10 protein-coding genes are annotated in these 12,665 nt (G+C 66.8%); all 10 read right to left on the bottom strand.

What is annotated here, in order from left to right; genetic code table 11:
- Positions 1-11: 11 nt before the first annotated feature.
- Positions 12-998 (bottom strand): 3-hydroxyacyl-CoA dehydrogenase family protein, encoded by a 987-nt coding sequence (locus AC1DNG_RS12640; RefSeq protein ID WP_476859710.1) that lies wholly within the window; start codon positions 996-998, stop codon positions 12-14.
- A 2-nt stretch (positions 999-1,000) separates the two neighbouring features.
- Positions 1,001-1,483, bottom strand: a complete 483-nt coding sequence (locus tag AC1DNG_RS12635) for a ribose-5-phosphate isomerase (protein WP_018775886.1) — start codon at positions 1,481-1,483, stop codon at positions 1,001-1,003.
- A complete protein-coding gene (dhaL, locus tag AC1DNG_RS12630; protein WP_476887473.1) occupies positions 1,480-3,252 on the bottom strand; it encodes a dihydroxyacetone kinase subunit DhaL in 1,773 nt (590 codons plus the stop codon). The genes AC1DNG_RS12635 and dhaL overlap by 4 nt, the downstream gene beginning before the upstream one ends.
- A 113-nt stretch (positions 3,253-3,365) precedes the next feature.
- Positions 3,366-4,370 carry a sugar phosphate isomerase/epimerase family protein gene (locus AC1DNG_RS12625; protein ID WP_476887472.1) on the bottom strand — a complete coding sequence of 335 codons (1,005 nt, stop codon included), beginning with the start codon at positions 4,368-4,370 and terminating at the stop codon, positions 3,366-3,368.
- A gap of 78 nt (positions 4,371-4,448) precedes the next feature.
- Positions 4,449-5,561 (bottom strand): 2-hydroxyacid dehydrogenase, encoded by a 1,113-nt coding sequence (locus AC1DNG_RS12620; protein ID WP_476887471.1) that lies wholly within the window; start codon positions 5,559-5,561, stop codon positions 4,449-4,451.
- Positions 5,558-6,898: an MFS transporter gene (locus tag AC1DNG_RS12615; protein ID WP_476857129.1), complete on the bottom strand. Its 1,341-nt coding sequence runs from the start codon at positions 6,896-6,898 to the stop codon at positions 5,558-5,560. Before AC1DNG_RS12615 ends, AC1DNG_RS12620 begins: the two co-directional genes overlap by 4 nt.
- 170 nt (positions 6,899-7,068) lie before the next feature.
- Positions 7,069-7,779, bottom strand: a complete 711-nt coding sequence (locus AC1DNG_RS12610; protein ID WP_476872093.1) for a GntR family transcriptional regulator — start codon at positions 7,777-7,779, stop codon at positions 7,069-7,071.
- A gap of 592 nt (positions 7,780-8,371) precedes the next feature.
- Positions 8,372-9,442, bottom strand: coding sequence for an alkene reductase (locus AC1DNG_RS12605; protein WP_230008495.1), 1,071 nt, complete (start codon positions 9,440-9,442; stop codon positions 8,372-8,374).
- Between the two features lie 82 nt (positions 9,443-9,524).
- Positions 9,525-10,580, bottom strand: a complete 1,056-nt coding sequence (locus tag AC1DNG_RS12600; RefSeq protein WP_476859704.1) for a 2,3-butanediol dehydrogenase — start codon at positions 10,578-10,580, stop codon at positions 9,525-9,527.
- 147 nt (positions 10,581-10,727) lie between these two features.
- A complete protein-coding gene (locus AC1DNG_RS12595; protein ID WP_476887470.1) occupies positions 10,728-12,518 on the bottom strand; it encodes an NAD(P)-binding domain-containing protein in 1,791 nt (596 codons plus the stop codon).
- Between the last annotated feature and the right edge of the window lie 147 nt (positions 12,519-12,665).

The following is a 12,665-nucleotide window of genomic DNA, read 5'->3' as shown; positions in this document are numbered from 1 at the left end:
AAGATGCGGAATCAGCTGATGGGGGCGGGGCCGAGCTCGTCGATGAGCTTCTGCATGGCCACGTACGCCTTGTTCCGGTAGGCGATCAGTTCCGGCGTGCGCACCGCCGGGACGTTCAGGAAGCCAGCTCCGGTCTTGGTGCCCAGCTTTCCGGCCTCCACCAGGTCGGTGAGGATCTTCGGGGTGGCGAACCGTTCCGGGAAATCGGTCTGGAGGGACTTGTAGCAGAAGTTGTAGACGTCCAGCCCTGCCATGTCGGCGATCGCGAAGGGCCCGAAGAACGGCAGCCGGAAGCCGAAGGTGGTGCGGACCAGGGTGTCGACGTCCTCCGCGGTCGCGATCTCCTGTTCCACCAGCTGGGCGGCCTCGTGGAACAGCGCGTACTGGAGCCGGTTGAGCACGAAGCCGGTGACGTCCTTGACGACGGCGGTCTGCTTGTTGGCCGCGTGCACGAGGTCGCGGACGGTGCCGACCGTCGCGGCCGAGGTGCCGGCATGGGGGATGATTTCCACGCCCGGGATGAACGGGGACGGGTTGGAGAAGTGCACGCCCAGGAAGCGTTCCGGGTTGGTGACCGGCTCGGACAGGTCCGCGATGGAGATCGTAGACGTGTTGGACCCGATGATGGCGTCCGGGCGGGCGGCCGCGCTGATGCGGGCGAGGGTCTGGTGCTTGATCTCGATGACTTCGGGGACGGCCTCTTCGATGAAGTCGGCGTCCGCCACGGCCTCCTCGATGTCCTTGGCGGGCCAGAGGTTTTCCTTCAGGATTGCGGTGGCGCCTTCCGGGAAGAGCCCGGCGGCAACGAATTCGTCGGATTCGGCCAGGAGCCGCTCGTAATTCTTCTGGGCCACTTCCGCGGACACATCCGCGAGCGCCACCCGGGCGCCACCGAGTGCCAGGACCTGTGCGATCCCGCCACCCATGTAGCCGGAGCCGACGACGGCGATCTTGCGGGCGGCGTTGATGGCGGCTGCGGTTGCTGTTGATTCGGTCATGTTCAGACTGCCTTCGTGTATTCGGGTTCGTACGAGCAGATGGCGTCCACCTTCGCGGCGGAGGAGGAGTTTTCGTCGAAGCGGTGGCTCAGCCATTCGCCCACGAGCTTCTTGGCCAGTTCCAGCCCGATGACGCGCTGCCCCAGCGTGAGCACCTGGGCGTTGTTGCTCAGGACGGACCGCTCCACCGAGTAGCTGTCGTGGGCCGTGACGGCGCGGATGCCGGGGACCTTGTTGGCCGCGATCGCCACGCCCAGGCCGGTGCCGCAGATCAGCAGCGCCCGGTCGGCGTCGCCGTCGGCGATCTTGCGGGCCGCGTCGACGGCGACGTGCGGATAGGCGGTGGAGTCATTGGCGCCGACTCCCACGTCCTGCACGGACGCCACGCGGGGGTCGGCTTCGAGGAGCGCCTTCAGCGCGTTCTTGTATTCGACGCCGGCCTCATCGTTGCCGATGACCACGCGCCAGCCTGTTGCTGTGCTCATGCTTGTGCTCCTTGTTCCACCGGCTCGGGGGTGCCGGGCCGGGATCCTGTGTCTGCGGTGTCGGTGTGGGTGGATATCCGGGTCGCGATGAGGGCGAAGGACACCGCTCCGGGGTCGGGGTGACCGAGGCTCTTCTCGGCGAGCGGGCGGGCCCGGCCTTTGAGCGGACGCAGCCCGGCGGTCCGCTCTGCGGCGGCTGTGGCGGCGGCCGCCGCCGCGGCGAGGGAACCGGCCACTGGTGTGCCGGCGTCGAACGCGGTGAGGAACGCGTCCTGGAACGGCAAGAGGGCGTCCACCATGGTCTTGTCCCCCGGCTCGGCCTTGCCGAGCGCGGTGATGGCATCCACGAAGGCCGTGACCGCGGCGGCCGCGTCCTCGCCGCTGTAGCTGTCCTGGTTGCCCAGGGCCTGTCCGGCGGCGATGATCGCCGAGCCCCAGAGCGCACCCGAGGTGCCGCCGGCGCGTTCGCTCCAGGCCTCCCCCGCAGCGGTCAGGACCCGCGACGGCGAGGCGCCGCCGTCGTTCGCGGCAGCCTGTTCGGCCGCGGTGACTGCCGCGTCCACGCCGCGGCGCATGCCGATCCCGTGGTCGCCGTCGCCGGCGACGGCGTCCAGGCGGCCCAGTTCTTCCTCATGCTCGACCACCACGTCCCGCGCCTGGCCGAGGAAGTCGGCGGCCATCCGGCCGAGGGCTGCCGCCGCGGCGGTGGGCCGTTCGACGTCGGCGGTCTCTTCGGCGTCCGGACCGGCGAGTTCGCGGCGGGCACGGGGTGCCAGGTTTCCCTTGCGGAACGCCGGGGTGTCGGCCGGGGCGGCCCAGTACTGCTCGAGTTCCTCGTCCAGCCACAGCAGGGTCAGGGACAGGCCGGACATGTCCAGGCTCGTGACGAGCTCGCCGCATTCGGGTTCGACGACGGTGAGCCCGGCGGCGGTGAGGAGCTTCTCGATCTTGCCGAACAGCAGGAAGAGTTCGTCGTACTTGACCGTGCCAAGGCCGTTGACGATTGCGACCACGCGGGTGCCGGCGTCGTCCGGTTTGTCGGCCAGGAGCCGGCTGACCAGGAGTTCGGCCAGTTCGGAGGCGGTGGGCATGGGGTGGTCGGAGATGCCCGGTTCGCCGTGGATGCCCAGGCCCAGGGACATGTGCCCCGCGGGGACAGAGAACAGCGGGGCCTCCGCGCCGGGCAGCGTGCAGCCGTCGAAGGCCACGCCGAGGGACCGGGTGCGGTAGTTGGTCCGGATGGCCAGCCGTTCGACGTCGTCCAGGCTCAGTCCCGCCTCTGCGGCGGCGCCGGCGATCTTGAAGACCGTCAGGTCCCCGGCGATGCCGCGGCGCTTCTCGATCTGCTCCAGCGGGGCGCTGGCGATGTCGTCGGTGACCAGGACAGTGCGGGTTTCGATGCCTTCGGCGTTGAGGCGCAGCTGGGCCTGGCCGAAGTGCAGGACGTCGCCGGCGTAGTTGCCGTAGCTCAGCAGCACGCCGCCGCCGGCGTTGGCCGTCTTGGCCACGCGGTAAACCTGGCCGGCCGCGGGCGAGGCGAACATGTTGCCGCAGGCCGAGGCGGTGGCCAGTCCGGGCCCGACGAGGCCGGCGAAGGCCGGGTAGTGCCCGGAGCCGCCGCCGACCACCAGGGCCACCTGCCCGGAGGGGACTTCGGTGGAGCGGACGACGCCGCCGTCGACTCGGGCCACGTAGCCGCGGTTGGCCGCAACGAAGCCGTCCAGTGCCTCATCCGCGAAATCAGCGGGATTGTCGAAGATCTGGGTCATGGTTCCTCATTGAATCCGTGTTGGAGAACTAATGCTGTGGGTAGAGAGGTGGGGTGGTGCGGCCGCCCCCAAGTGGCTTGACGGCCGCACCACGCCCCGGTGTCGGCGCCCGTTCAGGCGCTGGCGAGTGCCGTGGCTGCCGGCAACTGCCGGCCCTGGGCCACCTGGCTCCTGCCGAGGGCGTAGCCGTCGGTCTTCGGCAGGACCTGGCGGCGGAGGTAGTCCTGGTTGCTGGCCGTGACGCTGAGGCCGTCGCCGCCGTAGTGCTCGGTGCACAGGATGCCCTGGAAGCCGACGGAGAGCGCGGTCTTGAACGCCTCGCGGTAGTTGATGAGGCCGCTTTCCATCGGGGCCGGCATCGCCACGTAGGTGTCCCGGGCGACGTCCTCGTCGCGGATGTAGTTCTTCATGTGCCAGTAGTTGGAGTACGGGAGGGTCTTGGCGACCATCTCGCGCCAGTCCTCGATCGGGCGGTGCAGCCGGATGAGGTTGCCGATGTCCGGGTTGATGCCGACGTTGGCCAGGCCGATGTCCTGGACCAGCTGAACGGAGGAATCCGCGGTGCCGAGGTACGTGTCCTCGTACATTTCGAGCGAGAGCAGGACACCGACCTCGGCCGCGTGCTGGCCGAGTTCGCGCAGGCGGCTCACAGCCTTGCCCCACGTTTCCTTGTCCCCTGCAGGGTCCTTGTACCCTTCGACGGTCCAGAACCAGAGCTGCTTCTGCTGCTCAGCGGTGATGGCCTGGTGCAGTCCGAACGAGACGACCTCGCAGCCCAGCTCGGCGGCGGCGTCGATGGTGCGGTGGCTGTACGCCAGGTTGGCTTCCCAGTTGCCTTCCTCGATCACGCTGCGGCGGATGGCCGAGATGACGGGGATGCCGATGCCGACGTTGTCCGCGGTCTGCTTGAACTCGGCAAGCCGCGGAGAGCTCAGGTCGCCGGGGCGGACCCAGCTGTCCGTGAGGTCGGCATTGGCAAAGCCGGCGTCCTTGACCTCGCTGAGGACCTCGGCCCAGGCGGAGGCGTCGGCGTCGTTGATGTGGCTGCCCTGCGCGTCGGTCCCCGGGAACTGCAGGAGCGCTGCGGTGATGGGCCAGTTTTCGGCTGTATAGGCCATGGGTTCACTCCTTCGTGGAATCCTGTTTCCTATAGGATTTACTATCTATAGGGATGTTGTCAAGGTCACACCCCCGGGTTACGGGCGCTTCGCGGCGAAGGCCGCGGTCGCGAAGACCTCCGGATTCAGGACGTTGGCAGGGCGCTCCCCTGCCGCGACCGCCAGGATTGACCCAATGGCGCTGGCAGCGACGTCCCGCGTGAAGTCCTCGGTCCAGCACAGGGAATGCGGGGAAAGCACCACGTTGTCCAAGGTCAGGAGCTCGTCGTCGGGAAGCAGGGGTTCCGGCTCAAAGACGTCCAGGCCGGCGCCGGCGATCCGGGCGTCCCGCAGGGCGTCCCGGAGGGCATCCGTGTCCACGAGCTTTCCGCGGCCGATATTGATCAAGTAGGCGCTTGGCTTCATCCGCGCCAACGCGGCCGCGCCGATCAGTTTTTCGGTCGCCGGTGTCAGCGCGGCGCAGAGCACGACGTAATCCGAGCGCTCCAGGAGCTCGTTCAGGCCCAGCAGCTTGACGCCGAGTCCGGCGGCCTCCGCGTGTCGGCCGCTGCGGTTGTTGCCCACGACCTTCACCCCGAGCGGGGCCAGGAGGCGGGCGAGCTCAGCGCCCACGCTGCCGAAGCCCACGATGCCGACCGTCTGGCCCACCAGCGGCGCGCCGCGGTAATGCTCGCGCTGCGCCCAGTCAGAGGTCCGGGTCAGCCTGTCCTTGGCCAGGAGCTTGTGCGAGAGCGCCAGGAGCAGCGTCAGTCCCGCCACCGCCAACGGCCGCCGGATGGCATCCGGGGTGTTGGTGACAACGATGCCGGCGCGGGTGCAGGCGTCCAAGTCGATGGTTTCGTAGCCGGCCCCGAACCGGGCAATCAGCCTCAGGTCCGGGGCGTGGTCCACGGTGCGTGAATCGAAGGCGATGTGCCCCAGGGACAGCACGGCCTGGACCCCGGCGAGGTCGGCCAGCGGAACCGGGTCTGTGTAAGTGGGCAGGACGCTCCAGCTGATGCCATGCTCGCTGAGCCGCTGCAGCCCCAGATCCCCGTGAATGGAGCTTCCGTCCGGCCGCGCGGCGTCGGCGGTGACGGCCACGGTGAACGGCGAGCGGGCGGTGCCCGCAGTGGAGGTTCCCGCCGCAGTGGTGGTTTCCGCCGCCGGGGCGGCCGCCGTCGTCGTCAATGCATTTGTTGCTGTGCTCATGCGTCGGTTCGGCTTTCTGTCTGCGTTGCTGCGGCCTTGTCCTTGATGGGTTCGCGGACCAGCACGGTGTATGCCACTGCGGCCAGGGCGGCGATGACGCCGCCGATCACGAACGACGGCGCGTAGGAGCCGGTGGCATCGGCGATCACACCGGTCAGCAGAGGGGCAAAGGCGCCGCCGAAGTAGCCGCCGAAGTTCTGGATGGCACCGACGGAGGCAACCTGTGAGTTGTCCACGATGTCGCCGGGCATGGCCCACGCGGCCGCCTGCATGGTGGCGACGAAGCCCAGTGCCACGGTCATGACAGCGATGGCGAGCGGGAGGGAATCTACGAACGGGATGAGGCAGATCAAGATGCCGGCGGCAATCGCTGCAATGGACATCACGTGGCGCTTGGCCAGCAACGGATCGCGGCCGGCCTTCTTCGCGTAGCGCGTCATGACCCAGCCGCCGGTGATGCCGAGGATGGCTGCGCCGAGGTACGGGACAGCCGCAAGCCAGCCGGAGGTGGCGATGCTGGCACCGCGTTCTTCCTGCAGGTAGAGCGGCAGGAAGACGATGAAGATGTTCCAGATCCAGATGACGCAGAAGAATCCGGCCATCATGCCCCAGATTTGGCGGTGCTTAAAGAGTCCGAGCCACGATACCTTCTTGGCAGTCAGGAGCTGGGTGGTGCGCTGGCTTTCGATGTAATCCAGTTCCTTCGCGCTGATGCGCTTGTGCTCTTCGGGAGCGCGGTAGTAAAGGAAGAAGGCCAATGCCAGCACGATGCCTGCGACGCCGAGGAAGAGGAAGATGGCCTGCCAGCCGAACGCGAGCATGATGGCGGTCAGGACGGGCGGCGCGATGGCGGGTCCCCACTTGGAACCGCTGTCCCAGATGGCGGTGGCCTGTCCGCGCTCGGCCCGGGGGAACCAGTCGGCGGTGAGCTTTGCCGACGCCGGCCCGTTGGGGGCCTCGGTGATGCCGAGCAGGAAGCGGAAGGTGACGAATTGCCACATCTTTGTGCCGACGGCCATCAGCGCGGTCGCGATGCTCCAGCCCGCGATTGCGAGGAAGTACATCCGTCGGGCGCCCAGCTTGTCCACGAGCCAGCCAGCGGGCAGCTGGGCAAAAGCGTAGGTCCAGGAGAACACGGTGCCCAGGAGGCCAATGTCCGTCCGGGTCATGCCGAAGTCTTTGATCAGTTGCGGCGCGGCGATGGAGATTGCACTGCGGTCCATGTAGTTGATAATGCCGGCGGCCAGCGCCCAGCCGAGAATCCACCACCGCAGATTCTTGATGGTGCGGCGTGTTGCGGACTCCTTGGGCCCTGCGGCCAAAGTTTCTGTTTGCACTCTTCACTCCCTTGTGACTCCCCATGCCGGCACCGTAGCCGTCACAATCGAAGATCCTATAGGGTCTTCGATCAGCTGTGAAGAGGGTCACAAAAAGAGGGCTCAGAAGCCGGGCGCGGCGCGCTGTTACGCGGCGTTGGGCCCGCGTGCGTCAGCCTGGGAAGTGAGCCTTATTCCGCGGGGGCGTCCGCGATGGCGCGGCCGCGCACCTTTTGCACGTGCTCGGCCATGGCGGCTGCGGCCTTCTCCGGGTCGCCCGTCGCCAAGGCATCCAGGACGGCCTGATGTTCGGCGATCGCGTGGTCGGCGTCGGTGATCCCCACTCCCCCGAACAGGCGGAAGCGCTGAATCTGTCCGCCGAGGGCGGCATAAGCGGCCACCATGAACTGGTTGCCTGTCTGCTCCGCGATCAGCCGGTGGAACCGCTCGTCGGCCTCGAGGTAGCCGCGGAACTCGGCGAAGGAAGGCCCGCGCGGCGCGTCCTTGAGATCGGCGACTGCCCGTTCCAGTTCGGCCAGGTGGCCGGGCGTCAGCCGTGCACACGCCAGGCGGGCGTTCACGGGCTCGATCGCGAGCCGGGCTTCCATGAGCTCGGCGAAGTCTTCCCGGGTGAACACCGGAGCAACCCGGTAGCCCTTGAGGGCCACGCGGCGCACCATCCCGGTGTGTTCCAGCCTGGCGAGCGCCTCCCGCACGGGGGTGGGCGAGACGTCGAGTTCACGGGCGGTCCCGTCGATGCTGACCGCGGTTCCGGGTTCCAGCCGGCCATCCATCAGCGACGCCAGAAGTTCTTCATAAACGTGGTCCGCCAGGACCTGCCGGCTGACTGCGCGGCCGGCGGGGCGCCCCTCAGAATGGCTGCCGGTGGAAGCTAATTGCATCTTCAGATCCTATAGGACTAGGCACGGCGAGGCCCCCTCCGGGACATGCCCATTTGCCGCCCCCACCGCTGGACATGCACCTCGCTGCGCGTCATGGGCGCACGGGGGACATGCCCAATCCCGGCGCCAGCCACGGGACATGTCCAGTGGCCAATTTGTCGAGGGAACATGTCCCGGGGCCCCGATGTGCAGGATGGGACATGCCCACCCGCACACGCCAGCGAGGGATATGTCCAGCCTTGGGCCCAACCAACTAGGGACATGCTCATTGTCAAGCGGGACCAGTGGGCAGAATGGCATTCTGCTCACTGGTCGTGGCTGCCGCTGGGCATGTCCCATGGCCATGATGCGCCGCGTGGAACATGCTCTCTCGTGCAGATCATCGCGGCACATGTCCGGCAGCGGGTGCGGCCCTGTGACTCGCGCATTCAGTCTCGGACCTGCCCGCGAGGGACATGCTCATTGTTAAATGCGATCAGTGGGCAGAATGGCATTCTGCCCACTGATCGTGGCTGCGGCTGAGCATGTCCAACCGAGCGTGTCCTACGCGGCGCGTGCGGCGCCGCCGGAGTCACCGCGCCCGCAGTTGGCCCTAGTTCTGGTAGGCCGGGTAGTCGGTGTAGCCCTCGGCGCCGTCGGTGTAGAACGTGGCCGGATTAGCCTCGTTGACCGGCAGGCCTTCGCGCCAGCGGCGGACCAGGTCCGGGTTGGCGATGGCGGGGCGTCCGACGACGACGGCGTCAGCGTGGCCGTCCGCGACCAGCGCCTTGGCTTCGTCGCGCGTGGTGACGATGCCGAAGCCCGTGTTGATCAGGAATGTCCCGTTGAACCGTGCGCGCAGGTCCTGGACAAGCTCGCTGGTGGGGTCCTTGTGCAGGATGCTGAGGTAGGCCAGCTTCAGCGGAGCCAGCGCGTCCACGAGGTGGGCGTAGGTGGCCCGGACGTCAGCCGCATCGAGTTCGAGGGCACCCTGGACATTGTGCTCCGGCGAGATGCGGATGCCAACACGGTCCGCGCCGACGGCGTCCACCACTGCCTGGGTAACTTCAATCACGAAACGAGCCCGGTTCTCCGGAGAGCCGCCGTAGACGTCGTCGCGCTGGTTGGCGGCCGGAGTGAGGAACTCGTGCAGCAGGTAACCGTTGGCCGAGTGAAGTTCGACGCCGTCGAATCCTGCCTCAACCGCCTTGCGGGATGCCGTCACGAATTCGTCGACAATGCCCGGCAGTTCCTCTGTGGTCAGGGCGCGCGGGACGGGGAACGCCTGCTTGCCCTCGTACGTGCGGGTCTCGCCGTCGATGGCAATGGCGCTGGGTGCGACTACTTCGTAGCCACCGGTAGTGTCCTGGTGAGTGACGCGGCCGGCGTGCATGACCTGGGCGAAAATGCGGCCGCCCTCGGCGTGCACGGCGGCTGTGACGTTGGCCCAGCCCGCGAGCTGCTCGTCGGTCACGAGGCCGGGCTGGCCCGGGAAGCCGCGGCCTGTGTGGCTGGGGTATGTGCCTTCACTGACGATCAGGCCGAGTGAGGCGCGCTGACGGTAGTGTTCGACCACCAACGGGCCGGGGATTCCTTCTTTGCCGGAGCGGACGCGGGTAAGCGGCGCCATGACGAGCCGGTTGGGTAGTTCCAGCTCGCCGAGGGTCATCGGGGAAAACAGCATGCGCAGTTCCTTTCGCAAGGGGTTGGTTCATTGGCGGCAACTGCGAGGCGTCTGCAACTATTCCCGCGTGAGACTCGGATCACTACGGGTGGACGATGATCTTCACCGCGGTGTCGTTGTGGTTGATCAGCGTGTCAAACCCCTTGTCCACCAAGTCGTCCAAGGCGATCCGCCCCGTGATGAAGGGTTTCAGGTCCACTTTTCCTTCCTGGACGAGCTTGATCGCGGCTTCGTGGTCGCCGCAGTAGGCGATGGTGCCGCGCAGGTCAATTTCCTTCAGCACCACTTTCTGCATGTCGACCGTGGCCGGGTGCCCCCAGATCGAGACGTTGACGACGACGCCGGCGGGCCTCACGACGTCGAGCATGGTGTCCAGCACCGCATTCACACCGGCACATTCAAACGCCGCATCGGCCCCCGTACCGTTGGTCAGTTCCAGCACGCGCGCCTTGACGTCCTCGGCACTCGGATCGAGCACGTGATCCGCGACCCCGGACGAAGTCGCCTTGTCTTTGCGGGCGGCCGACAGCTCGGTAACGATCGTGGTGACGCCGATGCCTTTGAGGACCGCGGCGGTCAGCAGGCCGATGGGTCCGGCACCCCCGACGACGGCGACGTCCCCGGCTTTGACGCCGCTCCGGCCGACGGCGTGATACGCCACCGCAAGGGGTTCGATCAGTGCGGCCTCGTCCAGGGGGATGTCGCCGACAGGGTGCACCCACCGGGTGTCGACGACGATCTTCTCGCTCAAGCCGCCACCGCCGCCCGCCAGGCCGATGAAGCCCAACTTGGTGCACAGGTTGTAGTGGCCGCTGAGGCAGGGACCGCATTCATTGCAGACGTAGTACGGCTCCACGACGACGTTGTCTCCAACGGCCAGACCGCTGACGCCTTCCCCCAGTTCCTCGACGGTGCCGGAGAACTCGTGGCCGAGGGTGACCGGGGCGGCCTCGTGGGTGAGCCCGTGGGGGTGGCCGGGCGGCGGGGTGAAAATGGGTCCTTCCAGGAATTCATGGAGGTCCGTGCCGCAGATACCGCACCAGGCCACGGCGATCTTCACCGTTCCCGGTCGCAGCTCCGGCTCTTGAATGTCTTCGATCCGGAGATCCTCGCGGGCGTGGAATCGTGCTGCTTTCATGGTGTTTCACCTTCGCAGTCCAGGACCGTGGATGCGCCCGGTCAGGCGCATCCACGGAATAAAAGTTGGATTTTCACAGCGGGGCCGTAGCCCCAGTCTGGTGGCCGTGCCTGAGATTGTCACGACCCCGTGAGTCGGCGCGTGCGGTTAGCGCGCGTGATGCGTGGGCTGCAGCTCGAAGACCGGCGTCGGCAGTCCTTCCATCCTGGCCTTGAGCTGCAGGGCAAGATAGTTCGAATAGTGCCGGCTCTGGTGCAGATTGCCGCCGTGGATCCACAGGTTCTCCACGTTGGTGGGCTTCCACATGTTGCGCAGTTCCCCCTCCCACGGCCCCGGATCCTTGGGCGTATCCGATCCGAACCCCCAGCACTTGCCGACGGCGTCTGCCACGTCGGGCGAGACCAGATCCGTCAGCCAGCCGTTCATCGACCCATACCCGGTGGCGTAAATAATGACGTCGGCATCCAGCTCCGTTCCGTTGGCCATCACGACGGAGTTGCCGGTGATCTTGCTGACCTGGCCATTGGCCAGCTTGACCCGGCCGTCGATGATCAGCTGCGAGGCGCCGACGTCGATGTAGTAGCCGGAGCCGCGCCTCAGGTACTTCAGGAACAAGCCGGAGCCGTCAACGCCGAAGTCCAGGTCAAAGCCGGCAGCCTCGAGCAGGGAGTAGAACTCCGCGTCCCGGCGGGCCATCTCCGCATAAACCGGGATCTGGGCTTCGGGCAGAATCCGGTACGGCAAGGAGGCAAACAGCAGGTCGGCTTTCTCCGTGGTGACGCCGTTGGCCAGTGCCTCTTCGGAGTACAGCCCACCGAGAGCGAGGTCCATGAGGGATTCACTGCGGGCAATATGCGTCGAGGACCGCTGGACCATGGTGACGTCCGCGCCGTGTTCCCAAAGGTCGGCGCAGATATCGTGGGCCGAATTGTTGGAGCCGATGACCACGGCTTTCTTGCCGGTCCAGTCGCCACCGCCCGGGTGCTTGGACGAGTGGTACTGCTCCCCCAGGAAGGACTCGGCGCCGTCGAACGTGGGGACACTGGGGTACCCCGACACACCCAGGGCGAAGACGAGTTGCTTCGGGCGCAGGGTGACCGGTTCGCCGTCGCGCATCACCTCCACCACCCACTCCTGGGACGTTTCGTCGAAGCGGGCGTTGGTGCACTCGGTCTTGGACCAGTAGTTCAGTTCCATGATCCGTGTGTAGTTTTCCAGCCAGTCGCCGATCTTGTCCTTGGCCGCGAAAACCGGCCAGTCGTCGGGGAACTTCATGTAGGGCAGGTGGTCGTACCAGACCGGATCGTGCAGGTGGAGGGACTTGTAGCGGTTCCGCCAAGAGTCACCCGCGCGCTCATTCTTTTCGATGATGATGGTGGGCACTCCGAGCCTCCGCAGCCGCGCGCCCAGCCCGATCCCGCCCTGGCCGCCGCCGATGATGACGGTGTAGGGCTGGTCTTCGTAGCCGAGCCTCGCCTCCTGCTCCTCCTTCAGTTCCAGCCAGGATTTGCGTCCTTTGGTGATCTCGTGGGCCACCCCCTTGTCCCGGTTGGGGCCCTTCTTTTCCTCAAAGCCCTTCAGTTCCTGCATGGTGGTGAGCAGGGTCCAGCATTTGCCGTTCCGGAGGCGCAGATGGGCGTAGCCCCGGGCCTGGGCGGTCTCGAAGTTCACCCAGGCCTCGGCATTGGCGGCGTCCCCGGTGGCGTCCTCGGCTAGGGTCCAGTTGCTGGGCTGCACGTCGCCCAGGGTCGCCTCGAGCATGCGCCGGATGTCCTCTTTGCCCTCCAGCGTCTTGAGGTTCCAGGTGAAGGAGACGAAATCGCGCCAGTACGCGTCGTCGTCAAAAAGTTCCAGTGCGGCGTCCGTGTTGTGGCTGCGCAGTGCCTCATCGAACTGCGCCAGCCACGCCCCGACGACGCCGTTTGGTGTCTCAGGCATGTTTCCTCTTTCCATTGCTGACAGGGGGCCGCTCCCGTTGCGTGGCGCATAGACCACGCAGTGACCCGCATCACAAGTAAAAGTCGCAGGGGGTTACAATCGGGTTACACGGAGCTCTCAAGCTGTCGGCGGGCGCGCAGGTTGGCC

This window comes from Arthrobacter sp. 01T425, assembly GCF_056398725.1.
Note: the sequence above shows the minus strand (reverse complement) of the source record. Positions and strands in the feature narration are given on the sequence as shown.